This is a genomic window from Chitinophaga lutea (assembly GCF_003813775.1).
Classification (GTDB): Bacteria; Bacteroidota; Bacteroidia; order Chitinophagales; family Chitinophagaceae; genus Chitinophaga; species Chitinophaga lutea.
This window is the reverse complement of the sequence record NZ_RPDH01000002.1, coordinates 1,445,087-1,467,389: the sequence shown is the minus strand read 5'-3', so window position 1 is coordinate 1,467,389 and position 22,303 is coordinate 1,445,087. Positions and strand designations below refer to the sequence as shown.

26 protein-coding genes are annotated in these 22,303 nt (G+C 55.9%); 24 read left to right on the top strand and 2 right to left on the bottom strand.

Features of this window, described 5'->3' with window-relative positions:
* Positions 1–7 precede the first annotated feature (7 nt).
* From EGT74_RS18110 to EGT74_RS18040, 15 genes are all read left to right on the top strand, one after another.
* Positions 8–574 (top strand): RNA polymerase sigma factor, encoded by a 567-nt coding sequence (locus tag EGT74_RS18110; RefSeq protein ID WP_123847978.1) that lies wholly within the window; start codon positions 8–10, stop codon positions 572–574.
* A gap of 46 nt (positions 575–620) precedes the next feature.
* Positions 621–962: a hypothetical protein gene (locus tag EGT74_RS18105; RefSeq protein ID WP_123847977.1), complete on the top strand. Its 342-nt coding sequence runs from the start codon at positions 621–623 to the stop codon at positions 960–962.
* Entirely contained in the window at positions 962–1,465 is a 504-nt protein-coding gene (locus EGT74_RS18100) for a Spy/CpxP family protein refolding chaperone (RefSeq protein WP_123847976.1), read from the top strand. The genes EGT74_RS18105 and EGT74_RS18100 overlap by 1 nt, the downstream gene beginning before the upstream one ends.
* A 51-nt stretch (positions 1,466–1,516) precedes the next feature.
* Positions 1,517–1,915 carry a hypothetical protein gene (locus EGT74_RS18095; protein ID WP_123847975.1) on the top strand — a complete coding sequence of 133 codons (399 nt, stop codon included), beginning with the start codon at positions 1,517–1,519 and terminating at the stop codon, positions 1,913–1,915.
* A 111-nt stretch (positions 1,916–2,026) separates the two neighbouring features.
* Positions 2,027–3,499, top strand: coding sequence for a cardiolipin synthase (gene cls, locus EGT74_RS18090; protein WP_123847974.1), 1,473 nt, complete (start codon positions 2,027–2,029; stop codon positions 3,497–3,499).
* Between the two features lie 217 nt (positions 3,500–3,716).
* Complete coding sequence (locus tag EGT74_RS18085; RefSeq protein ID WP_123847973.1) at positions 3,717–3,986, top strand: ArsR/SmtB family transcription factor; 270 nt, start codon at positions 3,717–3,719, stop codon at positions 3,984–3,986.
* Between the two features lie 68 nt (positions 3,987–4,054).
* Complete coding sequence (locus tag EGT74_RS18080) at positions 4,055–4,816, top strand: SDR family oxidoreductase (RefSeq protein WP_123847972.1); 762 nt, start codon at positions 4,055–4,057, stop codon at positions 4,814–4,816.
* Between the two features lie 138 nt (positions 4,817–4,954).
* Positions 4,955–5,431: an acyl-CoA thioesterase gene (locus EGT74_RS18075; protein ID WP_123847971.1), complete on the top strand. Its 477-nt coding sequence runs from the start codon at positions 4,955–4,957 to the stop codon at positions 5,429–5,431.
* 707 nt (positions 5,432–6,138) lie between these two features.
* Positions 6,139–6,750 carry a TetR/AcrR family transcriptional regulator gene (locus EGT74_RS18070; protein WP_123847970.1) on the top strand — a complete coding sequence of 204 codons (612 nt, stop codon included), beginning with the start codon at positions 6,139–6,141 and terminating at the stop codon, positions 6,748–6,750.
* A gap of 98 nt (positions 6,751–6,848) precedes the next feature.
* Entirely contained in the window at positions 6,849–8,111 is a 1,263-nt protein-coding gene (locus EGT74_RS18065) for a TolC family protein (protein WP_123847969.1), read from the top strand.
* Between the two features lies 1 nt (position 8,112).
* On the top strand, positions 8,113–9,009 hold the full coding sequence (locus EGT74_RS18060) for an HlyD family secretion protein (protein WP_123847968.1): 897 nt from the start codon (positions 8,113–8,115) through the stop codon (positions 9,007–9,009).
* A gap of 6 nt (positions 9,010–9,015) precedes the next feature.
* The gene (locus EGT74_RS18055; RefSeq protein ID WP_123847967.1) at positions 9,016–9,930 is read left to right on the top strand and encodes an ABC transporter ATP-binding protein; all 915 of its coding nucleotides are present in this window, start codon (positions 9,016–9,018) and stop codon (positions 9,928–9,930) included.
* Positions 9,927–10,673, top strand: a complete 747-nt coding sequence (locus EGT74_RS18050) for an ABC transporter ATP-binding protein (RefSeq protein ID WP_123847966.1) — start codon at positions 9,927–9,929, stop codon at positions 10,671–10,673. Before EGT74_RS18055 ends, EGT74_RS18050 begins: the two co-directional genes overlap by 4 nt.
* A gap of 4 nt (positions 10,674–10,677) precedes the next feature.
* Positions 10,678–11,784, top strand: coding sequence for an ABC transporter permease (locus EGT74_RS18045; protein ID WP_123847965.1), 1,107 nt, complete (start codon positions 10,678–10,680; stop codon positions 11,782–11,784).
* The gene (locus EGT74_RS18040; RefSeq protein ID WP_123847964.1) at positions 11,784–12,902 is read left to right on the top strand and encodes an ABC transporter permease; all 1,119 of its coding nucleotides are present in this window, start codon (positions 11,784–11,786) and stop codon (positions 12,900–12,902) included. Before EGT74_RS18045 ends, EGT74_RS18040 begins: the two co-directional genes overlap by 1 nt.
* A 69-nt stretch (positions 12,903–12,971) precedes the next feature.
* On the opposite strand, the gene EGT74_RS18035 is transcribed toward EGT74_RS18040, so the two are convergent.
* Positions 12,972–14,390, bottom strand: coding sequence for an aminotransferase-like domain-containing protein (locus EGT74_RS18035; RefSeq protein WP_181954757.1), 1,419 nt, complete (start codon positions 14,388–14,390; stop codon positions 12,972–12,974).
* A 93-nt stretch (positions 14,391–14,483) separates the two neighbouring features.
* On the opposite strand from EGT74_RS18035, the gene EGT74_RS18030 reads away from it, so the two are divergent.
* The 7 genes from EGT74_RS18030 (at position 14,484) to EGT74_RS18000 (ending at position 20,238) form a co-directional block, all read left to right on the top strand.
* Entirely contained in the window at positions 14,484–14,957 is a 474-nt protein-coding gene (locus tag EGT74_RS18030) for a DinB family protein (protein ID WP_158618211.1), read from the top strand.
* Positions 14,954–15,850 carry a DNA-3-methyladenine glycosylase family protein gene (locus tag EGT74_RS18025; RefSeq protein WP_123847962.1) on the top strand — a complete coding sequence of 299 codons (897 nt, stop codon included), beginning with the start codon at positions 14,954–14,956 and terminating at the stop codon, positions 15,848–15,850. Before EGT74_RS18030 ends, EGT74_RS18025 begins: the two co-directional genes overlap by 4 nt.
* 13 nt (positions 15,851–15,863) lie before the next feature.
* Complete coding sequence (locus EGT74_RS18020; RefSeq protein ID WP_246008244.1) at positions 15,864–16,310, top strand: methylated-DNA--[protein]-cysteine S-methyltransferase; 447 nt, start codon at positions 15,864–15,866, stop codon at positions 16,308–16,310.
* 143 nt (positions 16,311–16,453) lie between these two features.
* Positions 16,454–17,881 (top strand): pyridoxal phosphate-dependent decarboxylase family protein, encoded by a 1,428-nt coding sequence (locus EGT74_RS18015; protein WP_123847960.1) that lies wholly within the window; start codon positions 16,454–16,456, stop codon positions 17,879–17,881.
* 93 nt (positions 17,882–17,974) lie between these two features.
* A complete protein-coding gene (locus tag EGT74_RS18010; RefSeq protein ID WP_158618210.1) occupies positions 17,975–18,889 on the top strand; it encodes an EamA family transporter in 915 nt (304 codons plus the stop codon).
* Entirely contained in the window at positions 18,873–19,808 is a 936-nt protein-coding gene (locus EGT74_RS18005; protein ID WP_123847958.1) for a GNAT family N-acetyltransferase, read from the top strand. The genes EGT74_RS18010 and EGT74_RS18005 overlap by 17 nt, the downstream gene beginning before the upstream one ends.
* Positions 19,795–20,238 carry a GNAT family N-acetyltransferase gene (locus EGT74_RS18000; RefSeq protein ID WP_123847957.1) on the top strand — a complete coding sequence of 148 codons (444 nt, stop codon included), beginning with the start codon at positions 19,795–19,797 and terminating at the stop codon, positions 20,236–20,238. The genes EGT74_RS18005 and EGT74_RS18000 overlap by 14 nt, the downstream gene beginning before the upstream one ends.
* A 58-nt stretch (positions 20,239–20,296) precedes the next feature.
* On the opposite strand, the gene EGT74_RS17995 is transcribed toward EGT74_RS18000, so the two are convergent.
* Positions 20,297–20,833 (bottom strand): hypothetical protein, encoded by a 537-nt coding sequence (locus EGT74_RS17995; RefSeq protein WP_123847956.1) that lies wholly within the window; start codon positions 20,831–20,833, stop codon positions 20,297–20,299.
* A 117-nt stretch (positions 20,834–20,950) separates the two neighbouring features.
* Between EGT74_RS17995 and EGT74_RS17990 the strand changes: the two genes are divergently transcribed.
* Both EGT74_RS17990 and rlmB read left to right on the top strand, forming a co-directional pair.
* Positions 20,951–21,508, top strand: a complete 558-nt coding sequence (locus EGT74_RS17990) for an NUDIX domain-containing protein (RefSeq protein ID WP_123847955.1) — start codon at positions 20,951–20,953, stop codon at positions 21,506–21,508.
* Positions 21,509–21,526: 18 nt separating this feature from the next.
* Positions 21,527–22,303 carry a 23S rRNA (guanosine(2251)-2'-O)-methyltransferase RlmB gene (rlmB, locus tag EGT74_RS17985; RefSeq protein ID WP_123847954.1) on the top strand — a complete coding sequence of 259 codons (777 nt, stop codon included), beginning with the start codon at positions 21,527–21,529 and terminating at the stop codon, positions 22,301–22,303.

Here is a 22,303-nt window from a genome sequence, read left to right as displayed (position 1 = left end):
CAGCGCATTGACCGATATCATAGCACAATTAAAGCAGGGGAACGAGGCCGCCTTCAAGGATCTGGTGGCCCGGTGGCAGGGCATGGTGTATAACACGGCCCTCGGCATCCTGCAGAATGCTGCCGATGCGGAAGACGTGGCGCAGGAAGTGTTTATGCAGGTATTCGAGTCCGTGGGCAACTTCAAGGGAGAATCGCAGATTTCCACCTGGCTGTACCGCATCACCGTTACCAAGTGCCTCGACCATTTGCGGAAAAAGACCCGCAAAAAGCGTTGGGGCAAGGTGTACAGCCTTTTCGGGCAGCAGAACGAGCTGATCATCGACCCGCCGGATTTTCACCATCCCGGGGTACAACTCGCTGATAAAGAAAGGGCTTCGCTGCTTTTTAAAGCCATCGGCCAGCTGCCCGAAAGCCAGAAAGTGGCCTTCGTGCTCCAGAAGCTGGAGGGGCTCAGCAGCCGCGAAATAGCCGGGGTGATGGATGCCAGCGTGTCCGCCGTGGAAGGCCTGCTGCACCGCGCCAAGCAGAACCTGCGCGACCAACTGGAAGATTATTACAGAAATGAAGAATAAATAAAAGGTTTCAGCATAATTGTCGTCTAAATTAAATACAGCGAATATGAAGCAGAGACTAGATATACAGCACGAAACAGAACAGACCATGCGCAGCCTCGACGGGGCGGAGCGGGCCGAACCGGCGCCGTACTTCTATACCCGGCTGATGGCGCGCATGCAGCAGGCCCGGCCGGCAGACGCCTGGGACCGCCTGATCGCCCTTATCACACGGCCCTCTGTCGCCATTACCGCCCTCATTCTCGTGCTGGGCGCCAATGGCTTCATGTTTGTATCGCAGCTGAACAATTCCACCGAACTGGTGGAAACCACCCGGCAACAGACCTTTGCGGATGAATACCAGCTGGGGATCAACACTTTTTACGAATACGAAAAAACAGAGCCGTAATGAAGGAAACCTTCGCGAGGAATAAAGTACTGAGTTTACTGGTACTGGTGCTACTGCTGACGAATATCCTGATGCTGGTGTTTTTTGTCTGGATGAAACCGGAACCCAAACACGCGTTCAAAAGAGATAGCCGCGGCGACGTGATGCAGGTGCTGGAAAAGGAAGTTGGCTTCAGCCCGGCGCAGATGGACCAGTACAAAAAACTGAAAGACCAGCACTGGGACAGGATGAAACCCTATTTCGGGGAGATGCGCACCGCCCGCAATAACTTTTACAACCTGCTGAACCAGGCCTCCGTGCCCGATTCCACAGTGCAGCGGCTGGCCGATTCCATCGCCGCCAAGCAGAAACAGATGGACCTGCAGACCTTCCGGCACTTCGAACAGGTGAAAGCCATCTGCACCCCGGAACAGCAGCCCCGCTTCGATTCCCTCGTACAGCAGGTGATCAAGAAAATGGGCGGCCGCAGGAGCCAGGCCAAAGAAGACAGCGTGAAACACTAACATGAGCATCGATTATATATTCCTTTAGCAGAAACCCACAACATTCACAACATGAAAAAGATTCTTTTTTTGCTGGCCTTTGCGCTGGCGGTGAACATCAGCGCATTTGCCCAACAGGGCGGCGGCCAGCGCCGTACCGTTGAAGAGCGCGTGAAAATGACGCTCGACCGGATGAAGGAAACCCTGCAGATCACACCGGAACAAACGGTGAAGCTGGATTCCGTTTTCTCGAAATCGTTCAGGGACATGGACAAAGCCCGGGAAGACGCCAGAAGCTCAGGCAACCGCATGGATCGCGAAGCGTTCCAGAAATTCGCCACTGAAAGGGACGACAAGGTAAAAGGCATCCTCAACGAGGAGCAGTACAAAAAGTACAAAGCCGCTGAAGAAGAAAGGCGCCAGCGCATGGGCAACCGTGGCGGGGCCGGCGGAGGCAACGGCAGCAACTGATTGTACCCGACATCTGTAGCCGTATTATACTGCAAATAACGAAGAAGAATGCACGCAGTATAGTACGGCTTTTTTATGCCGTGTAAAGAAATCCGTATTATTGTGCACGGTATGTTACAATTCCTGCAAGATCACTGGCAATCCATCGGCATCGTTATACTCTACGCCATCACCGCACTGGTGGCCGTTAAAGCCCTGTTGGAAACCCATACAACCGGCAAAACGCTGGCCTACCTGCTGCTGCTTTTTTTCATTCCCGGCCTCGGCGTGCTCATCTACCTGCTCATCGGCGTGAACCGCCGCGTGAACCGCATCTACAGCCGCAAATGGATGAGCAACGTACGCCTCAGCGAACGCCTCAAAGACTACCTGCGCAAGGAGAACCGCGATACCCTGCTGGAACATTCGGCGCTGGTGGAGAACAAAGACGGCATCGCCCGCCTGCTCTTCCGCGACACGCTGTCGCCCATCACCGCGAACAACGAAACCGAACTGCTCATCAACGGCGAGGAAAAATTCCCCGCGCTGATCGAAGCGCTGCGCAGCGCCCAACACCACATCCACCTCGAGTATTATATTTTCGAAGAAGACATCATCGGCCGCGAAGTGATGGAGATCATGATGCAGAAAGCCCGCGACGGGGTAGAGGTACGGTTCATCTACGACGATTTCGGCAGCAGCGACATCAACCGCCGCTTCCTCAAAGAAATGCGCGCCGCCGGCGTGGAAGTGTTCCCCTTTTACAAGATCAGGCTGCTGGCCAACCGCCTCAATTACCGCAACCACCGCAAGATCGTGGTGATCGACGGGCATACCGGTTTTATCGGCGGCATCAACATCGCCGACCGCTACATCAACGAACCGCAGTACCGCCAGGCCCACCCGCACTGGCCCTTCTGGCGCGATACGCACCTGCGCATCAAAGGCCAGGGCGTGCATACGCTGCAGTTCCTGTTCATGGGCGACTGGAACTTCTGCGCCGATAGCGACCTGCCCATTACCCAGGACTTTTTCCCGGACATCGAAACCAAAGGCGACGACCTGGTGCAGATCGCCGCCAGCGGCCCGGATTCCGAACGGTCGTCCATCATGCTCTCGTTTCTCGCCGCCATTAACCAGGCCGAACGCTCGGTATACATCACCACCCCGTATTTTATTCCCAACGATTCCATTTATCACGCCCTGCAGCAGGCCGCGCTGTCGGGGGTGGACGTGCGCCTGCTGGTGCCCGGCGAAAGCGACAGCCGCCTCGTCAACAAGGCCGCCGAATCGTTTTACGAAGACCTGCTGGCCTGCGGCGTGCGCATCTTCCGGTACAACAAGGGTTTCGTGCACGCCAAAACCATGGTGGTGGACGATAATCTCTCCGTAGTAGGCACCGCCAACATGGACATCCGCAGCTTCGACTTCAACTTTGAAGTGAATGCCTTCGTATACAGCCGGGAGATCAACTGGAAGCTGTCCGAAGCCTTTTTGCAGGACACCCTCCACAGCAGTGAGATCATCCTGGCCGACTGGCGCGAGCGCGGCCGGTGGCCCAGGCTGGGAGAGGCGGTGGTGCGGCTGATATCGCCGTTGCTGTAAGGTGATTTCACTATAACGCACGGCTGGGAGAAGCGGTGGTGCGGCTGATATCACCGATTGCTCTCAGGTGATTTCATAATCACACGCACAGCCGGGTACCCGGACACATGCATTCGCCGGGGGATTTTACAGGGGGGGGAGGGGACACATTCCCTCCCGGAGAAAAAAAATAAATCGATATATTTCGATATTTCAAAAAAGTACCTATATTTGCATCATGGACGCAGCGATGATTGAGAAAGCGGCGAACGCACTGGCAGACAAGAACCGCATGGCTATACTCATGAAAATAGCCCGGCAGGAAAACTGCTGTTGTGGGGAGATTCAGGATATGACCTGTCTCTCGCAACCCACTGTGTCCCATCACATCAAGATATTGGTTGACAGCGGGGTGCTCATCAGCACCAAAGAAGGCAGGAACGTTACATTATCCATCAATAAAGACATGATGAAACACCTCTCCATGTTCTTCTTACAGCTCAGCTGATTTTTTTTGGCCAAATACATCGAATATTTTAAATAAATCGATATAAATTTAACACTCACACTACATTTATGAGCACCTTACAGAACAAAGTGGCCGTCATTACCGGCGGCAACAGTGGCATCGGCTACGCGACGGCAGAGGAGTTTATTTCCCGTGGTGCGAAAGTGATCATTACGGGGCGCAACCGCACTGCTGTTGAAGCGGCTGCCGCCACGCTGGGCAACGGTACATTGGGCATTACCGCGGACCAGGGCAGGATCACGGAAGCATCCAGGCTTGCCGGGGAGGTGGAAGCAACGTACGGAAAAGTTGACGTGCTGTTCGTCAACGCCGGTATCGGGGCTTTCGTGCCGGTAGACCAGGTAACGGAAGCACAGTTTGATGAAACGATGAATATAAATTTCAAGGGCGCCTTTTTTACGGTCCAGAAGTTTCTGCCGTTATTGAACGATGGCGCTTCCATCATCCTGTTATCTTCCGTGAATGCCTTCACAGGCATGCCTGGGTCGTCAGTATACTCTGCCAGTAAAGCCGCACTGAACTCCCTGGGCCGAACGTTAAGTCGCGAACTGGCTTCCCGAAAGATCCGCGTAAACGTGGTGAATCCGGGCCCGATCGTAACGCCCATCCTTGCGAAGGCAGGGCTGGACGAAGATGGCATCAAAGCCTTCCATAAAAAATTTTCAGAAAGGATTCCGCTCAGCAGACCCGGCGAATCGTCTGAAGTGGCAAAACTGGTGGCCTTCCTGGCTTCCTCCGATGCTTCCTTCATTACGGGCGCCGAGTATAACATTGACGGTGGATTGACTATCCACGAACTGGTAGGATAAAAGGAGACTGCATATTTCATAGATTCCGTTGTGTACAACCCTGATGCGTTTAAAAATTGACATTAGCGAAACGAAGCCGGGCAGTTTCGCACTGAACCCGGCTTTTTCTTTACTTTCGGTTCATTAAAACCATGTTGTATGACCAAAGAACCGGTAAGCCAGTACATTATCCGTTTTAATGATTGCGATCCGTTCAGTCACCTGAACAATGCCTCGTACATCAACTATTTTATGAATGCCCGCGAAGACCACCTGGTGGACGCGTACGGTATTCAACTGAAAGATTACGCGGTAAAAGGCCTGGGTTGGGTAGTCACCGAACACCAGATCGCCTATCTCAAACCCGCGCTTGTGGCCGAAAAGGTGCAGATCTTTTCCCGCGTGCTCGACTTCAGCAGCAGCTACATCCGGGTAGAAATGTGGATGACCGACGACGAAAAGAAAAAAGTAAAGTCGGTATTATGGTCCACCTTCACCCACATCGATCTGAAAACGGGCCGCCGCGCCGAGCACGACCCGCAGATGATGGAATTGCTGGAGCAGATCGCCACCGCCCGCGATTCCGGTGAAACGTTCGATCAGCGGATTGCCGCCATGCGGCAGCAACCGGTCTGATAGTTAACCCCATGACAGAAAATATTTGGAAAGCACAGCTGCGCAGGCAGCTAACAAACTCATAAGTAAACAGTTGTAGGAAACAGCCGCCGGGGTAGTCGTACCCCGGCTTTTTTTATGCCCTGTTCCGGGGGATTCCGGTAGTAGCCGGGAGGCCCCGGCTTTTTCCATGTCCTGTTCCGGGGGATTCTGCTAGTAGCTGGGAAGCCCCGGCTTTTCCATGTCCTGTTCAGTGTGTGTACAATAGCCATTTGGGGGTATCCGGTGGTCGTACCTCCGGCCTTTCCATGTCCTGTTGTCCAGCGTGCATAGGGCAGCAATCTCGGGAAATAGATAGTCAAATCCCGGTTCCGCCATGCCTTGTTAAGCCTGAGAACATTATTTTATTTTCTATATCAACGCTATTAACTGGCTATTTCTGCCCTTTATACGTCCTTCCTTTAATAGAAGGAAGTATAAAGGACGGAAATAGGACGTATATAGGGAGTATATAGGGCGTATATACCTATAAAGACAATACCAGCAACGGTTTCAGACCAGTTTCGTACCATATGATTAGCATAGATAGAGAAGGAAGGTAGAGGAACTTGTTGAAAATCAATCACTAAATGACTATTCTAACGGGCGGCCACAAATTTATTTGGTCATTTCGCCTATTTCTCTACCTTTGCTCCAGAGTTTAACCAAATGGTTAAACAGTTAAGTTGATGACGCAGACCTTAAATACCACCGAACAGCAGATCATAGCAGCAGCCAGGAAGATATTCATGCACAGGGGCCTTGCCGGCGCCCGGATGCAGGATATCGCGGACGAGGCGGGTATCAATAAAGCCATGCTGCATTATTACTACCGCAGCAAGGAAAAACTCTTCGAGATCGTGTTCGGCGAGGCCATCGACCAGCTCCTGATCAAGGTCAACAATGTGCTGGCGGAAAAGATGCCGGTAGAGCAGAAGCTCGCCACCGTGGTGGATTATTACATCACCAACCTTAGCGAAAACCCTTACCTGCCGATGTTCGTGCTGAATGAGATCCAGCAGAACCCGGACAGGATGGTGCAGCGTTTCATGCATGCGCCCCTGTTCCCGAACATCCAGGTGTTCATCGGGGAAATAGGTACGGCCATGGAAAACGGGACGTTCAGGAAAGTGAATCCCGCGCAATTGATGGTCAGCATTATTTCGATGTGCATATTCCCGTTTGTTGCAAGGCCCTTGCTGCAGGCGGCTTTCACGGTCAACGACATGCAGTTTGGCATGATGATGCAGGAACGGAAGAAGTTCGTGACGGACTTTGTGATGCATGCCCTCCGGCCGTAGCAGAACCGGGGCCTGTGCAGGGTAAAATGCACCACGGCCTGGCCCTTCGCTTTTTTTTGAACCGGAATTAACCAAATAGTTAAATAAAAGAGTTAATCATGAAATGCTTTTCCCTGTTGCTTTCCGGACTCCTTGCCGCCTTCGGGGCGGCGGCCCAGGAGCAGCATCTATCGCTCGATTCGGCCTGGCAGTATGCGCGGCAGTATTATCCGCTGCTGAAACAGCAGCAGGTGGTGGACGAAGTGACGGCCCTGCAATTGCGGAACATCCGGACCAATTACCTGCCGCAGGTGGAACTGGGCGGCAAGGCCACTTACCAGTCAGACGTAACGAGCATCCCCATCAAGCTTCCCAACGTGAACATTCCCACCCCGGCCAAAGACCAGTACAACGTGGAGTTGCTGGTGAAACAGACCATCTGGGACGGTGGCGCCACCGCGGGGCAGCGGGGCGTGCAGCTGGCGCAGCAGAAGGCCGAGCAGCAAAAGGTGGAGGTGGAACTGTATAAACTCCGCCAGCAGGTGATGCAGGTGTACTTCAACGCCCTGCTCTGGGAAGAGAACATCGCCGCGCGCAAACAGCTGCTCGCGGAAGTGAAACAGCGCATGGAGCGCCTGCAGGCGGGCGTCGACAACGGCACCGTGCTGGCCAGCCAGGTAGACCTCCTGAAAGCGGAGCTCCTGAAAACGGAACAGCAGGTGTACGAGGCGGAAACGGGGAAACGCGCCGCCCTCGAAGTGCTCGCATTGCTGACGGGGAAAACCGTCAACGAAAACACCAGGCTGCAACTACCCGCGGCACAACCGGCGCAAAGCACCGCGCTGCACCGTCCCGAATTGCAGCTCTACCGTTACCAGGCCGATGTGCTGCAGCAGCAGGGCCGTTTGACGGACACCCGCAGCCTGCCGAAGATCAGCGCCTTTGCACAGGGCGGCTACGGCCGGCCGGGCCTCAATATGCTCGAAAATAAATTCGACTTCTATTACATGGGCGGCCTGCGCCTGAGCTGGACGCTCTGGAACTGGCGCTACAACCGCACGGAAAAAGCCATCCTGCGGCAGCAGGAACAAACGGTGGCCGCGCAGTCGGAAACCTTCGAACTGCAAACCCGCTCGCAGCTGGTGCAGCAAAGTGCGGAGATCAGCCACCTCGCCGCCTCGCTGGAAAAAGACAAAGAGATCGTGACGCTGCGGAAAAATATCCGCACCGTGTCGGCCGCGCAGCTCGACAACGGGGTGATGACGGTGCACGATTACCTCAGCGACCTCCACGCGGAAACGCAGGCGGTGATCGCCGAAAAAACACACCGCATCCAATGGGTGTATGCCACTTTAAATTATCAGGTTATAAAAGGATATTAATATGAAAACAACGTTCACGGCTATATTATCGGTGGCGCTGCTCGCCGCCTGCAACAACAGCGAAAACGGCGCGGATGGGTACGGGAATTTCGAGTCGACCGAAATCATCGTATCGGCCGAAGCCACCGGCCGCCTCCTCACTTTCGAGGTGGAAGAAGGCATGCAGCTGGCTGCCAACGCCCTGGTGGGCGGCATCGACTCGGTGCAGCTGAACCTCCGGAAAGCCCAGCTGGGCGCCAATATCAAGGCGGTGCTCAGTAAAAAGCCCGAGATCAATCCCCAGCTCGAAGTGATCCGCCAGCAGATCGCCACGCAGCAGAAAGAAAAACTGCGCATCCAGAACCTGCTGAAAGCGAACGCCGCCACGCCCAAGCAACTCGACGATATCAACGCCGCCATCGCCGTGCTGGAGAAACAGTACGCATCCACGGCCTCCACGCTCAACACGCAGGTGAGCGGCATCACCAGCGAAACGCAGCCCCTTCAGCTGCAGGTGCAGCAGGTGAACGAACAGCTCGCGCAAAGTCGCGTGATCAATCCCGTGGCGGGCACCGTGCTCACCAAGTACGTGGAAAAAGGGGAGGTGGTGAACTACGGCAAACCGCTCTACAAGATCGCGGACCTCAGCACCATGTATCTCCGCGCATACGTGAGCGGCGCACAGCTGCCGCAGCTCAAAATGGGCCAGCAGGTAACGGTGCAGACGGATATGCCCGGCGGCACGATGAAAAACTGGCCGGGCACGGTGAGCTGGATAGCGTCGGAGGCGGAGTTTACGCCCAAAACCATCCAGACCCGCGAAGAAAGGGTGCAACTGGTGTACGCCGTGAAAATACGGGTACAGAACGACGGCAGCCTCAAAATAGGCATGCCCGCCGAATTCAGGATCGCTAAATAAACGCATATGCAACCCATCGTTGTAGAAAACGTGCACAAAAGCTTCGGCGACGTGAAAGCCCTGCACAATATCTCACTCGCCGTGGAAGAAGGGGAGCTGTTCGGGCTGATTGGTCCCGACGGCGCCGGGAAATCCACCCTCTTCCGCATTCTCACCACGCTGCTGCTGGCGGACAAAGGCAGCGCCACCGTCAACGGCCTGCACGTGGTGAAAGATTACCGGCGCATCCGGCAGCAGGTGGGCTACATGCCCGGCCGGTTCTCGCTTTACCAGGACCTGACCATCGAGGAAAATCTCAACTTCTTCGCCACCATCTTCAAAACCACGGTGGAAGAGAACTATGACCTCATCAAAGAAATCTACGAACAGATCGCGCCCTTCGCCAAACGCCCCGCCGGCAAATTATCCGGCGGCATGAAGCAGAAACTCGCCCTTTGCTGCGCGCTGGTGCACAAGCCCAAAGTCCTGTTTCTCGACGAGCCCACCACCGGCGTGGATCCCGTATCGCGGAAGGAGTTCTGGGAAATGCTCCAGCGCCTGAAACAGAAAGGCATTCCCATCATGGTATCCACGCCGTACATGGACGAGGCGATGCTGTGCGACCGCGTGGCGCTCATCCAGAAAGGGGAGATCATGCAGATCAACACGCCGGAGCGCATCGTGCAGGGCTTCGGGAAAAAGATCTGGGCCATGCGCGCGCAGCACATGTACCGCCTCATCCGCGACCTGCGGGCTTTCGAGGGGACCGACAGCTGTTTCGCTTTCGGGGAGTACCTGCACGTCACCCTGCGCGTACCCCTGGAAACGGCGGAAGCGTACCTGGCGCAAAAGCAGCACGAAAACCTGGTGATCAAACCTGCCAGCGCGGGCATCGAAGACGCCTTCATGCAGCTGATGCAGGAACAAAACGAAACGTTATGAGCAACAAGGCCATCGTTACCCGCAACCTCACCAAAAAGTTCGGTGATTTTATCGCCACCAACGCCATCACCTTCGAGGTGGACCAGGGCGAGATATTCGGTTTCCTGGGCGCGAACGGCGCGGGGAAAACCACCGCCATGCGCATGCTCTGCGGGTTGCTGAAGCCCAGCTCCGGCGAGGCTACGGTGGCTGGTTTCGACATCTTCACCCAGGCGGAAAAAGTGAAGCAGCGCATCGGTTACATGAGCCAGAAGTTTTCGCTGTATGAAGACCTCACCGTGAAAGAGAACATCCGTTTTTACGGCGGCATCTACGGCCTCACCAACACCGCCATCAAAAACAAAACCGCCGAACTGCTGCACAAACTGCAACTCGAAAAAGAAGCCGCGCACCTGGTCAGCTCGCTGCCGCTGGGCTGGAAACAGAAACTCTCTTTTTCCATCGCCGTGCTGCACGACCCGTCCATCGTATTCCTCGACGAGCCTACCGGCGGGGTGGATCCCATCACCCGCCGCCAGTTCTGGGACCTGATCTACGAAGCGGCCGACCGCGGCGTGACCATCTTCGTGACCACCCACTACATGGACGAAGCGGAATACTGCAACCGCATTTCCATTATGGTGGACGGCAGGATACAGGCGCTCGACACGCCCGGCCGCCTGAAGGAACAATACAGGGCGGAGAGCATGAACGACGTGTTTTTACAACTGGCGCGGGCCAAACCCGCCGCCGCAAATCCCTGAAACGATGCGTGAATTTTTTGTATTCGTCCGAAAGGAGTGTTACCATATTTTCCGCGACCGGCGCACCCTGCTGATCCTCTTCGGCATGCCCGTGGTGCTGATCGTGCTGTTCGGCTTCGCCATCACCAACGAGATCAGGAACGTCAAAATCGCCGTGCTCGACGAAAGCCGTGATACGTACAGCCGCCGGCTGGTAGACCGCATCACCGCTTCCGGGTATTTCGCCGTGAGCACTTACCTTTCTTCCGAAGCCGCCATAGAACGGGAATTCCGCCGGGGAGAGGTGAAAATGGTGGTGGTGATACCCGCCCGTTTCGGCCACGACTTCAATCACGGCCGCAAGGCGCCCGTGCAGCTGCTCACCGATGCGTCGGACCCCAACACCGGCACCACGCTGATCAATTACGCCAACGCCATCATCCTCGCATACCAGGAAGAGATCACCGGGAAAGTAAAACTGCCGCTGACGATAGCGCCGGAAGTGCGGATGATCTACAACCCGTCCCTGAAAAGCGTGTTCCTTTTCGTGCCCGGTGTGATGACGCTTATCCTGATGCTGGTGTCGGCCATGATGACTTCCATCACCATCACCCGCGAAAAGGAGCTGGGCACGATGGAAATCCTGCTCGTATCGCCGCTGCGGCCGCTGACGATCATCGCCGGGAAAGTGATACCGTACATCGCCCTGTCGTTTATCATCGCCCTCAGCATCCTGGCCATGGGCTTCTGGATATTCGGCATGCCGGTGAAAGGGAGCCTGGTCTTACTGCTGCTCGAGTGCCTGCTGTTCTGCCTCGCCGCATTGTCGTTAGGAATCCTTATTTCCAGCGTCACCAGTTCCCAGCAAACCGCCATGATGATCTCGATGATGGGGCTGCTGCTGCCCACGATACTCTTGTCCGGCTTCGTGTTCCCGCTGGAAAGCATGCCGAAGCCTTTGCAGCTCTTCGCCAACATCGTACCGGCGAAGTGGTTCATCATCATCCTGAAAGACATCATGCTCAAAGGCGCCGGCCTCCGCCAGGTGCTGGTGCCCACCGCCATTCTCGGCGGCATGACGCTCTTTTTCCTGCTCATAAGTGTCCGGAAATTTAAAACCCGCTTAAGCTGATGCGTACCATCTTTTTCATATTGCAAAAGGAGTTTTTGCAGGTATTCCGCAACCGCTCCATGCTGCCCATCATCTTCGTGGTGCCCGTGGTGCAGCTGCTGGTGCTGGCCTTTGCCGCCAATTACGAGATCAAAAACCTCTCGATCGACGTGGTGGATTACGACGGCTCCACCTGGAGCCGCCAGCTGCGGGACAAACTGTTATCGTCCGGCTACTTCTCCCTGCACCGCCAGGCCTACAATTACAAAGAGGCGTTCGACGACCTGGAGGCCAACCGCGCGGACCTCATTCTCACCATCCCGCGCCATTTCGAGCGCGACCTGGTGCGGGAAAACGAAGTGAAAGTGCAGCTGCTGGTCAACGCCATCAACGGCAGCAAAGCCGGGCTGGCCTACGGTTACGCCGCTAACATCATCGGCCGCTTCAACCGCCAGGTGCGCCTCGACTGGCTCGCCCTCGACGAAGACGACGGCCCGCAGCATTTCGATATTTCCTACCGTTACTGGTACAACCCCACACTGAACTATAAATTCTTCATGGTGCCCGGCATCCTGGTGGTGCTGGTCACCCTCATCGGCGCGTTCCTTTCCGGCATGAACATCGTGAAGGAAAAGGAGATGGGCACCATCGAGCAGCTCAACGTAACCCCCATCCGCAAGCATCATTTCATCATCGGCAAGCTGCTCCCGTTCTGGATCATCGCCCTGTTCGAACTGGCGTTCGGGTTACTGGTCGGCAAGCTCGTATTCGGGCTGCCGTTCGAGGGGAACATCGCCTGGGTGTTTTTATTTGCCGCCGTGTACCTGCTGGTAATGCTGGGCCTCGGCCTGCTGATCTCCACGTTCACGGACACGCAGCAGCAGAGCATGTTCATCACCTGGTTTTTCCTCATCATTTTTATCCTCATGAGCGGCCTGTTCACGCCCGTGGAAAGCATGCCCCTGTGGGCGCAGAAACTCACGCTGGTAAACCCCGTGGCCTATTTTGTAAAAGTGATCAGAATGGTGATGCAGAAGGGGAGCGGCTGGGAAGATATCAGCATATATTTAGGCATCATGCTGCTGTTCGCCGCCATCGTCAACAGCGTGGCCGTATGGAACTACCGTAAAACGGTCTAGTAAACAGTTGTAGGTAACAGACGGCCGGGGTTTTTGCGCCCCGGCTTTTTTATCCGTCACGGTGCTGTTTCACGACGACATCTGCCGGATCAGCTTCCCGATCGTCTTCAGCCCGTCGTCGACCTGTTTGTTCCAGGGCATGGCGTAGCTGATGCGCAGGCAGTTGTTGTAGCGGTCCTGCAGCGAAAAGATACGGCCCGGCGCAAAGCTGATCTTGCGGCGGAGCGCCATTTCATACAGTTCGATGGTGTTGACGTGTTCGTTGAGCTCGAGCCAGAGCACGTAACCGCCCTGGGGCCGGGTAACGCAGGTGTCTTCCGGGAAATAATCCGCGATGGCCTGCTGGTAGCGGAGGCAGTTCATATGCAGCATTTTGCGGAGGCCGCGCAGGTGGTGCTCGTAACGGCCGTTTTCGAGGAAGTGGCCGATGGCGGCCTGGGGAAGCGTGGCGCTCGATACGGAGTGGTTCAGTTTGAGGCGCAGCACTTTGTCTTTGTACTTGCCGGGCATCGTCCAGCCCACACGGTAGCCGGGCGCCAGGGATTTGGAGAAGGAGTTGCAGTACAGTACGTTGCCGGTACGGTCGTATTGTTTGCAGCTGCTGGGCCGGGTTTTACCGAAATATGTGTCACCGTAGATATCGTCTTCGATCAGGGGGATGTCGTATTTGTTCATGATGCGCACCAGTTCCCGCTTGTTTTTATCCGGCATGCAGGAGCCGATGGGGTTGTTGAAGTTGGTGACGAAAACGCAGGCTTTGATCTTGAACTTGGGAATGGCTTTGTCGAGGTACTCGAGGTCTACCCCGCACACCGGGTTGGTGGGCACTTCCAGTACTTTCAGCCCGAGGCTTTCCGCCAGCTGGAAGGTGCCGCAGTATGCCGGGCTTTCCAGGGCGATCACGTCGCCCGGCTGGGTGGTGGCCGAGAGGCAGAGCGTCAGCGCGTCCATACAGCCCGTTGTGGTCACAATGTCATCCTCGGTAATGGTACCGCCCCATTGCAGGCTCAAACGGGCGATTTGCCGCCTTAAATTGAGGTTCCCCTGCAGGTTCTCGTAGCTGGTGCCGTTGGCGGGCAGGCTGCGCATCGCCTGGATGAGGGATTTGCTCAGTTTGGCGGCCGGCAGCTGGCTTTCGTGCGGCGCGGCCACGGAGAAACGCAGCACATCGTCCGGCGACAGATGATAGAACACTTCCGTGATCATATCGCTCACGTTCACTTCCGTCGCTTTTTTCACCGGGCGGCAGATCTTGGGCATTTCCGGCAGGCGGCGCGGCGAAAACCGTACGTAGTAGCCCGATTTGGGCCGCGGTTCGATATATCCCTTGCTTTCAAGGTGATAATACGCCTGGAACACGGTGCTCATGCTGATGCCCTGTTCTTTGCTGAGGGAACGCACGGAAGGAAGTTTGTCACCGATGCGGATCACCTCTTTTTCTATCATCGTTTGCAGACGGTCTGCCACCTGCAGATATAAATGGTCCATAGTGCCGGATATTATACTGATATGCCCAAATTTACGGAAATAGCATCTGTTTGGAAGGAATTTTATATTTTCATATCCCATTTAACCAGTCACATGCAAAGATTACCCTTTTCGGTAGATACCCGTTTCCGCACCCAGCATCTTTCGCTGGCGGAAATTACCGGCGCCGTGCCGCAGGAAGTGCTGCAGCAGGAGATCAGGCCCGGCAAATGGACGGCTTTCGAGAACGCCGCCCACCTCGCCGTTTTTCATCCCGTTTACATGGCGCGTTTCCGGCGCATCCTCGAAGAGGACGAACCGGAATTCGAGCGCTACAGCTGGGAAAACGACGCGCTCTTCGCACAATACAAAAACATCCGGATAGCGGCGCTGCTGGATATTTACCGGAAAGACCGGGAGGAGATGATCAACTTTGTGGACGGGCTGGATGCGCAGGCCCTGCGCCGCAAAGGCAGCCATCCCGTGTATGGAAAATTCGATATGGCGCAGTGGATAGAATTGTTCATTCTCCACGAAGCGCATCACCTGTTCACCATCTTCCAGCTGGTGCATACCAAAACAACATGATCCAACTGCCTGTCAACGAATATCATCACTTCAACTTTGCCGAAAGCCTGCAGTTCCTGAACCGCTCGCCCCGCGAATGCCTGCACCAGGTGCGCGACGGCGCCGTGTATAAACTGCTGGCGCCGGAAGGCGCGCCCGTGCTGCTGCGCATCCGGGAAGACGCGGCCCGGCAGTCGCTCTCCGCGGAAGTGCTGGAAGGAGAGGTGAGCCCTAACGGCGAAGCCTATATCAGCCGTTTCATGGACCGCTGGCTGCATCTCAGCGGCAGCCTGCAACCGTTCTACGACTTTGCCGCGCCGGACCCGTTGCTGGGCCCGCTGGTAAAGGAATTCAGCGGCCTGCGCCTCGTGGGTATCCCTGATCTGTTCGAATGCATCACCTGGACCATCACCGGCCAGCAGATCAACCTCGCTTTTGCGTATACCATGAAGCAGCGGCTCGTGCAGGCCTTCGGGCATACGGTGGAATGGGAGGGCGGTACGTACTACCTCTATCCCCATCCCGCCGTGATCGCCGTGCTGCGTCCCGAAGACCTGATGCCCATGCAGTTTTCGCGCACCAAGGCCGAAGGCATCATCCGCGTGGCGCAGCTGATGGCGGACGGCAGGCTGCATGAAGACATGCTGATGCGGATGACCTACGAAGAAGCCCGCGACGCCCTCGTATCCATCAAAGGCATCGGCCCCTGGAGCGCCAATTATGTGCTGATGAAATTCGCGCAGCACCCGCAGGCGCTGCCCCTCGAAGATGCGGGCCTGCACAACGCCATCCGCTACCGGATGGGATTGCCCGCCAAACCCGGCATCCCCGAGGTGAAAAAATATACCGATCACTGGAAAAACCATGCTGCCTATGCAACCTTCTACTGCTGGCGATCCCTCTACGCAAAATAGGTACCGGATCAGCATGCCTTCGCCCGTTGGCCGGTTGCTCATCGAAGGCACCGAACATCACATCAACGCCGTGCTGTTCACGGACGAAGGGGAGGAGAGCCCCGAAGTGCCGCCGTTGCTGCATCTGGCGGTGAAACAGTTACAGGAATATTTCGATAAGACCCGCCGTACGTTCGACTTCCCCATGCAGCAGGAAGGCACCCCTTTTCAGCAGGCCGTATGGCATCAGCTCACCACCATTCCTTTTGGTGAAACTATTACCTATCTCGCCCTCGCCAAACGGGTGGGCAACGTCAAAAGTATCCGCGCCGTGGGCACCACCAACGGCCGTAATAACCTCGCGATTGTGGTGCCCTGCCACCGCGTGATCGGCAGTGGTGGCGTACTTACGGGATACGCGGGCGGGCTCTGGCGTAAACAGTGGCTGCTCGACCATGAAGGGGGCGGCACGTTGTTCTGAATGACGAATCGCATTCGTCACTGATCAGGGATGCTCGTCAACCCATCTGATCTGGTCAAAATTTCTAAAACTGAATCTGTTTTTTTATACCGGAATGGCGGAATTTTGTGGTGTCAAAATCGAATACCTCTCAACCGCGAAACATGAATGCAACATTCCGCCACGACCTCTTACAGCTGAATGAACTGCTGCAGCAAACAGCCAGCTATGCAGGCAGTTTTCTTTCCCGGATCAACGAGCTGAAAGTCAACCTGCCGGTTCCTTCGTTCCCCGCTACGGTTTTACCGGAAAAGGGCATGGGGGCGGAGGCCGCATTGGAGCATTTCGACAACCGGTTTGGCGATTACCTCACCGGCAACGCCGGCCCGCGCTACTTCGGTTTCGTGACCGGCGGCGTAACGCCCGCGGCATTGACAGGCGACTGGCTCGCCGCTACATTCGACATGAACCCGGCCGACAAATCGGCCGTTTCTTTCCATATTGAAACAGAAACCATCGACCTGCTGAAACAGTTATTCGGGTTGCCCGACGAGATGCTGGGAAGTTTTGTGAGCGGGGCCACCATGAGTAATTTTACCGGCCTTGCGACCGCCAGGCAATGGCTCGGTAGGCAGCAGGGGGTGGATGTGGACATCGCCGGCGCCAGCGCGCTGAAAGATGTGAAGGTACTGGCCGCCACCCCGCACTCCAGCATCGCCAAAGCATTGTCGATGCTCGGCCTGGGCCGCAACGCCCTGGTGAAACTGCCCACGTTGCCGGGGCGCGAGGCGGTGGACGTATCTGCACTTCAGGCATGGATCAACGCCCATCCCGGCGAGCCCTTCATTTATGTGGCCAGCGCGGGCACCGTCAATACGGTTGACTTCGACGACCTCGCCGCCATCGCCGCACTCAAAAAAGAACATAATTTCTGGCTGCATGTAGACGCCGCTTTCGGTGGTTTCGCAGCCGCCAGCCCCCGCTACAAACACCTGCTCCGCGGGTGGGAAGCGGCAGACTCCGTTACCATAGACGCCCATAAGTGGCTCAACGTGCCGTACGATGCGGCCATGATATTCACCCGTCATCCCCTGTTACAGTTAGCCGTGTTCCAGAATGCAGGCGCCGCCTACCTGGGCGACCCCGCCGAAAATTTCAATTACATCAACTACGCGCCGGAAAACTCCCGCCGCCTGCGGTCGCTGCCCGCCTGGTTCTCACTGAAGGCCTACGGGGCCGAGGGATACAGGGACATGGTGGAGCAAAACATCCGGCTGGCGCAGCTGCTCGGCGAACGGATACAGAAAAGCGAACGTTTCCAGTTACTCGCCCCGGTGCGGTTATGCGTGGTATGCTTCACGCTCAACCACGAGCCGCGAATGCTGGCGGAGCATGTACAACTGTTCCTGCAAAAGTTGAACAAGCGGGGCCTCGTATATGTGACGCCTACCCAGTACCAGGGTGTATCCGCCATCAGGGCGGCGCTGGTCAACTGGCGGACCACGGAACAGGACATTGATAAGGTGATGGAAGAGCTTGAGACCGTTGCCGCAGACATTGCCCATCTTTCCGCCATCATAGAAAATAATTGATTTAGAGGTTGATATTAGTTAAGGCGGCGGGTCTCCACCCGTCGCATGTTATCACCTTGCCATTTCTCAGGAAAAACCATTAACAACAAGACCATGAAAAAATCAAATATCAACGCTTATGTGGCCCTGGTGATCGTCAGCATCTTCTGGGGCACCACGTACCTGGCTTCCAGGATAGGCGTACAACATATGCACGGCATGCTGCTGGCCGCCCTGCGGCAGGGCACCGCCGGCGTGCTGCTGGTGGGGTTCTTTCTGCTGCGGGGATACAAGCTGCCCAAGCTGCCCGTATTGTCGCGGCTCTTCGTGATCGGGGTGCTGATGCTCTGCGGCAGCAACGGGCTCATGACCTGGGCCATGAAATACATCCCCAGCGGCATGGGCGCCATCATCGCCGCCACGGTGCCCATCTGGATCACGATCTTCAGTTATTTCCTCGTACAGCGCACCCGCATTACGGCGCAGCTGATACTGGGCATGGTCATCGGCCTGGCCGGTATCGGCGGCATCTTTTACGATCACATCAAAGAGCTGATGGACCCGCAGTACCGCTTCGGGGTGATGCTCATCACTTCCGCCTGTGTGTTCTGGGCGCTGGGCTCCGTGCTCACGGCGAAGTGGGCGCTGGGCGTCAATTACCTGTACGGCGCGGGTTTCCAGATGCTGTTCAGCGGCGTGGTGATGTTTTTCATTTCCCTGCTCATGGGCGAGCACCTGAACGTCACCAGCTTTACGGGCGAACTCTGGGGCAGCTTGCTGTATCTGATTTTTGTCGGATCTTTGCTCAGTTATTCGGCTTATGTGTTCGCGCTGAATAACCTGCCGCCCTCGCTCGTATCCATCTATGCATACGTCAATCCCGTGGTGGCGGTCATTCTCGGCTGGCTGGTATTAAGTGAAAAACTGAACTGGATGATCGGCGTATCGTGCCTCGTGACCCTGCTGGGCGTCTATCTTGTCAATAACGCATTTAACAAGAATAAAAAGAGTTATGAACGCAGCAAATGATGCACGGGTGCTGGCCTGGCACCCCGACTATCAACCATATTTCGAGCGCTTCAACAAAGCGTGGATCAGCGCCAACTACACCATGGAGCCGATCGATCATGCGGTACTGGAAGAACCGGAAACGCATATCCTCGGCCATGGCGGAGACATCATCTTCGCCGCCCTCGGCGATGAACTGGCAGGCACCGTGGCGTATAAACATGTGGACGAGAACATCGTGGAAATGACGAAGATGGCCGTAGACGAAGCCTTCCAGGGCCGCCGGCTCGGCTGGCTGCTGGCCACCGCCATCATGGAGCGCGCCGCGCAGGCCGGGTATACCCGCATGATCCTGTACTCCAACACCAAACAGGCCGCGGCCATCAACATGTACCGCAAGCTCGGCTTCCAGGAAATGGAGCTGGAAAGCGGCGGCTACGAAAGATGCAACATCAAGATGGGCATCGACCTGCAACCGCCGGTGCTGGCCAGCCTGGGCCGAGAATTGCGCAAAGCCGCCGAACAGGTGAGCGAAAAACTGCTGCGCTTCAGCAACGAAGAAGCAGGGGTACGGCCCTCGCCGGCCAAATGGAGCCGCAAGGAAGTGCTGGGCCACCTCATCGATTCCGCCACCAATAACTACCCGCGCTTTATACGCGCGCAGCATTCGGAATATTCGGAGCTGCCGGGGTATAACCAGGATTTCTGGGTAGAGGCCCGCCAGTACCAGTACGCCGACTGGAAAGAACTGGTGCAGCTCTGGAAAACGCTCAACCTGCACATCGCCCGCATCCTGCCGCTGATCCCGGCAAAGGCGCTGGGGCACATCGTGGTGATCGGGCCGGGCGCTCCGGTAACGCTGCAGTATATTGCGGAAGATTATTTAAGGCATTTACAACATCACCTCAATCAAATATTCCCGGTACATGCAAATTATTAAAGCAAACCATTCCCATCTGCCGCAGCTGGCCGTTTTGTTCGACGCCTACCGTCAACACTATGAACAGCCCACCAACGTGGAAGGCGCACAAGCCTACCTGGCGGAACGCCTGGAGCAACACGACAGCGAGATTTACGCCGCCACGGATGAAGACGGCACGCTGATCGGGTTCACACAGTTATACCCGGTGTTTTCTTCCATCGGCATGAAAAAGGCATGGATACTGAACGACCTGTACGTGGCCCCGGAGCATCGCCGGAAAGGCGCGGCGCGCAAACTGATCGCCGCATCGCGGGAGCTGGGCGAGCGCACCAGCGCACGGTACATCATGTTACAGACGCATATTACGAATACAACGGCACAGGCTTTATACGAAGACGAAGGCTTTAAGCGGGACGACGAGTTTTATTACTACTATCTTTCCATTTAACCATTCTCCGTCTAAACAGTGGAGGAGCGGGGGCGCAGTGCGTTCCCGCTTTTTTTTCTCAGAACGTAAATCCCACCATAAAAATGTTCGTATTGGCATTGAACTGCGTGTCGAACGAATGCGGCAGGGTGCGTTTGCCTTCGTACTGCATATGGTACTCGCGGCGGATGTACGAGGCGAACAGCCAGACCTTGTCCGCCCGGTACTGGAAACCCACGCCGGACCCGAAAAAGTGACGGCCGTTGATCTTGATGGGGTTGATGGCGCCGGTTTCTTCGCGGAAAGTGAGGGCATTGTTTTTTTCGTAGAGCGGTTTGCCGAATTGTCCCAGTGCGTACGGAATGAATCGTCCCACGGGGTATTTCAGCCGCACGTCGAAATAAACGGGCACCATGATGTTATTGCAGAAACTGGTGAGGTCCACCCCCGCGCCGATGCCCGCGTAACGGATAAATCCGAACGAATTCACCAGCGAAATCCCCGCCTGCGAATTGTGCATCATGACGCCGAGGTAGGCGTTACTGAAATTTTCTCTGCGTTGTGCTTGTAAAACCAGGGGGACCAGGAGCAGGAGTATGAGGTAAAAATGTTTCATTAGCTCATTTTTATTTTAGGGCCTGGTGGGACTTCCGGGAAGTTCCACTGATAGTTTAGACGAGGAAAAAAGCGCTTTCTTATATAAATATATCGCTTTTTCCACGTTCTTTGTTCAATGGAACAGCAACAAAATCCCTGGAAAGTGAAGTCGTCCGCGTTGCATTATGATAATCCGTGGATTAGCCTGACCGAGCACCAGGTCATCAATCCCTCCGGCGGTGACGGCATCTACGGCGTGGTGCATTTCAAGAACATCGCCATCGGCGTGGTGGCGCTCGACGACGAAGGCCATACCTGGCTGGTGGGGCAATACCGCTTCGCCCTGAACGCCTACAGCTGGGAAATTCCCGAAGGCGGCGGCCCACTCGGTACCGACCCGCTCGAATCCGCCAAACGGGAACTGCTCGAAGAGACCGGCCTGGTGGCGGAGCGCTGGGACCTGATCGTGCACATGCACCTGTCCAATTCCGTGTCCAACGAATACGGGATGGTGTTTTTAGCCCGCGGGCTGGAGCAGCGGGAGCCCGAACCGGAAGAAACCGAGCAGCTCGCCATCCTGCGGCTGCCTTTCAAAAAAGCTTACGAAATGGTGAAAAACCATGAAATCACCGATTCCCTCTCCATAGCCGCCATCCAAAAGATTCAACTCATGATGCTGGAAGGGGAGCTTTGATGCGTTATCTTTGCCGCGATGAACAATCGATTTAAACCTTCGCCGCCGAAACCGAAACAGTCTGCGCTGATCATCGGCCGCCAGCCCCTGCTGGAAGCCATGAAGAGCGGCAAAGCCATTGAAAGGATCTTTATGCTGAAAAGCGCCACAGGGGATATCATCCCTCAAATCCGCCAGCTGGCCGCAGAACAGCGCATTCCCATCAATTCGGTACCGGTGGAGAAGCTCAACAGCCTCACCCAGGCCAATCACCAGGGTGTGGTGGCCGTAACGGCCAAAGTAGCGTACCTCGACCTCCAGGACGTGATTTCCCATGTGGTGGAAAAAGGCGAAACCCCGCTGTTCCTGATCCTCGACGGGATTACGGACGTGCGGAACATCGGGGCGATTGCCCGTAGTGCGGTATGTTGCGGCGCACAGGCCATTATCATCCCCGATAAGGGCATCGCCGCCCTCAACGAGGAAGCCCTCAAATCTTCCGCCGGCGCGCTGGAGAAAATAGCGGTCTGCCGCGTGAACAGCCTGCTCAAGGCCATCGACACGCTACACCTCAACGGCATCAGCGTGATGGCCAGCGAAATGGAATCCAAAGCCACCCTGGCCGACCTGCCCTGGCGCGAGCCGGTGGCGGTGATCATGGGCTCGGAAGACAAAGGGGTATACCCGGCGTTGCTCAAGGCGGCCGACCAGCAGTTTCACATTCCCATGCAGAACACTTTTGAATCGTTTAACGTATCTGTTGCCGCGGGCATCATACTGTACGAGGCCATGAAGCAGCGGATGCAGGAGAAATAA

What these genes read in the sequence shown, in the direction of transcription:
- cls (WP_123847974.1), top strand. Translation starts at nt 2,027, where the DNA reads ATGTTACAATTCCTGCAAGATCACTGGCAATCCATCGGCATCGTTATA.
- EGT74_RS18000 (WP_123847957.1), top strand. Translation starts at nt 19,795, where the DNA reads ATGCAAATTATTAAAGCAAACCATTCCCATCTGCCGCAGCTGGCCGTT.
- EGT74_RS18060 (WP_123847968.1), top strand. Translation starts at nt 8,113, where the DNA reads ATGAAAACAACGTTCACGGCTATATTATCGGTGGCGCTGCTCGCCGCC.
- EGT74_RS18075 (WP_123847971.1), top strand. Translation starts at nt 4,955, where the DNA reads ATGACCAAAGAACCGGTAAGCCAGTACATTATCCGTTTTAATGATTGC.
- EGT74_RS18005 (WP_123847958.1), top strand. Translation starts at nt 18,873, where the DNA reads ATGAACGCAGCAAATGATGCACGGGTGCTGGCCTGGCACCCCGACTAT.
- EGT74_RS18085 (WP_123847973.1), top strand. Translation starts at nt 3,717, where the DNA reads ATGGACGCAGCGATGATTGAGAAAGCGGCGAACGCACTGGCAGACAAG.
- EGT74_RS18070 (WP_123847970.1), top strand. Translation starts at nt 6,139, where the DNA reads ATGACGCAGACCTTAAATACCACCGAACAGCAGATCATAGCAGCAGCC.
- EGT74_RS18045 (WP_123847965.1), top strand. Translation starts at nt 10,678, where the DNA reads ATGCGTGAATTTTTTGTATTCGTCCGAAAGGAGTGTTACCATATTTTC.
- EGT74_RS18035 (WP_181954757.1), bottom strand. Translation starts at nt 14,390, where the DNA reads ATGGACCATTTATATCTGCAGGTGGCAGACCGTCTGCAAACGATGATA.
- rlmB (WP_123847954.1), top strand. Translation starts at nt 21,527, where the DNA reads ATGAACAATCGATTTAAACCTTCGCCGCCGAAACCGAAACAGTCTGCG.
- EGT74_RS18025 (WP_123847962.1), top strand. Translation starts at nt 14,954, where the DNA reads ATGATCCAACTGCCTGTCAACGAATATCATCACTTCAACTTTGCCGAA.
- EGT74_RS18020 (WP_246008244.1), top strand. Translation starts at nt 15,864, where the DNA reads ATGCCTTCGCCCGTTGGCCGGTTGCTCATCGAAGGCACCGAACATCAC.
- EGT74_RS18055 (WP_123847967.1), top strand. Translation starts at nt 9,016, where the DNA reads ATGCAACCCATCGTTGTAGAAAACGTGCACAAAAGCTTCGGCGACGTG.
- EGT74_RS18095 (WP_123847975.1), top strand. Translation starts at nt 1,517, where the DNA reads ATGAAAAAGATTCTTTTTTTGCTGGCCTTTGCGCTGGCGGTGAACATC.
- EGT74_RS18065 (WP_123847969.1), top strand. Translation starts at nt 6,849, where the DNA reads ATGAAATGCTTTTCCCTGTTGCTTTCCGGACTCCTTGCCGCCTTCGGG.
- EGT74_RS17995 (WP_123847956.1), bottom strand. Translation starts at nt 20,833, where the DNA reads ATGAAACATTTTTACCTCATACTCCTGCTCCTGGTCCCCCTGGTTTTA.
- EGT74_RS18105 (WP_123847977.1), top strand. Translation starts at nt 621, where the DNA reads ATGAAGCAGAGACTAGATATACAGCACGAAACAGAACAGACCATGCGC.
- EGT74_RS17990 (WP_123847955.1), top strand. Translation starts at nt 20,951, where the DNA reads ATGGAACAGCAACAAAATCCCTGGAAAGTGAAGTCGTCCGCGTTGCAT.
- EGT74_RS18030 (WP_158618211.1), top strand. Translation starts at nt 14,484, where the DNA reads ATGCAAAGATTACCCTTTTCGGTAGATACCCGTTTCCGCACCCAGCAT.
- EGT74_RS18050 (WP_123847966.1), top strand. Translation starts at nt 9,927, where the DNA reads ATGAGCAACAAGGCCATCGTTACCCGCAACCTCACCAAAAAGTTCGGT.
- EGT74_RS18010 (WP_158618210.1), top strand. Translation starts at nt 17,975, where the DNA reads ATGAAAAAATCAAATATCAACGCTTATGTGGCCCTGGTGATCGTCAGC.
- EGT74_RS18040 (WP_123847964.1), top strand. Translation starts at nt 11,784, where the DNA reads ATGCGTACCATCTTTTTCATATTGCAAAAGGAGTTTTTGCAGGTATTC.
- EGT74_RS18080 (WP_123847972.1), top strand. Translation starts at nt 4,055, where the DNA reads ATGAGCACCTTACAGAACAAAGTGGCCGTCATTACCGGCGGCAACAGT.
- EGT74_RS18015 (WP_123847960.1), top strand. Translation starts at nt 16,454, where the DNA reads ATGAATGCAACATTCCGCCACGACCTCTTACAGCTGAATGAACTGCTG.
- EGT74_RS18100 (WP_123847976.1), top strand. Translation starts at nt 962, where the DNA reads ATGAAGGAAACCTTCGCGAGGAATAAAGTACTGAGTTTACTGGTACTG.